The organism is Okeania sp. SIO2B9 (genome assembly GCF_010672505.1).
Classification (GTDB): Bacteria; Cyanobacteriota; Cyanobacteriia; order Cyanobacteriales; family Microcoleaceae; genus Okeania; species Okeania hirsuta.
The window spans coordinates 1-1,249 of the sequence record NZ_JAAHGK010001706.1 but is presented as its reverse complement, the minus strand read 5'-3'; the positions used below and the strand labels follow the sequence as shown (position 1 = coordinate 1,249).

The window sequence follows — 1,249 nt, the reverse complement described above, 5'->3', positions numbered from 1 at the left end:
ATTTAGTAAATTCTTTAAAATGTCAGTAATACCTTTGAATAAATCAGTAAAACTTTTCCAAATTTCTTTCATGTTAATTCAAACCTCTGCAGAAATAAAATAAATACTATTGCTAAATGACTACAAATATGAGCCAATGTAATCACCAAAAACCTTGGCGTTCTTAATTGTCCTAATGCTTGTGATAAATTGATACTAGCACCACTATTTTTATATTTTTCATCCCATAAATTTTCACACCAATTCAAACTAATAAACTTCACAATTAGAGAAAGCAAAAAACTAAGAAATATGAAAAGTATGAATATAGGATAAATTGTGCCAATCTTACCAAATAAAATATAAGCTACGACTTCTTTTTCCCATATATTTGGCACAATACTTACTGCATAAAAAAAGAATATCCACCCTATACAGGTAGAAATTAAATTCATTACAGTTGCATACTGAACACTAACTTTTGGAATTAATTTAAGTCGGTATTGAAGAAAAAATGATTCAATGGCAATTACTAATAATAATATTAAAGAGCTAGAGACAATAGCCCTCAAAGGCAAAATAGTTAAATTCATAGCTAATTTTTGGGGACAAATTCAATAATTTAGAATTTAGAATGCGCGAATTTAGAATTACCTCTTCTTATAAACTTATAAATAAGAGGAGAGGATTGGATCAAAGGATTTTTTTTCTTATCTTGGTCTCATGGGTATGGCGCAGGTTTCCTCGCCATCCCACCCTACGGGAAGCTCCGCTTTTTCCTAGGTCATGCTCAGCAAACATCTTGCGTAGCAAAACGACCGCTTTTTTCTCCATGAATGGAGAGGCTTTATACCTGAATTTTTCGGTAAATAAAATATGATTCAGTCGGTCTGAATTTTGATATTATTTAGATATTATCTAAGTTAAGTAGATATAAATTCTGCTCGTGGTATTAAAAAATGTTAATTGCTCTAATATAAACTTCAATTAGTTGAATTACACAATGATTAAAGTAATTAGTAGCGAGAAGGTAAGTTACTTTAGAAAAATTCTAATATTGTCTATTCCTCCTTACTTATTCCCCGGTCGTGACAGTTAACTTGTAATTTTTTCCAATACACAATTACTATCAAAAAATAATTACAAACTTTATAGATAACTACTTACTTATGAGACCTATGAGAAGAAACGGCATTGGTATACGCACCGCACAGGCCATGTCAGAAAGAATTGTGGGACAAATTCATGTTTATGATGGCTCCAGTAAAGA

General features: G+C 30.8%; 1 protein-coding gene. It reads right to left on the bottom strand.

Annotation, left to right across the window (positions count from 1 at the left end; genetic code table 11):
• Positions 1–68 precede the first annotated feature (68 nt).
• Positions 69–572 (bottom strand): filament integrity protein FraC, encoded by a 504-nt coding sequence (gene fraC, locus F6K13_RS33850; RefSeq protein WP_287290031.1) that lies wholly within the window; start codon positions 570–572, stop codon positions 69–71.
• Positions 573–1,249 lie beyond the last annotated feature (677 nt).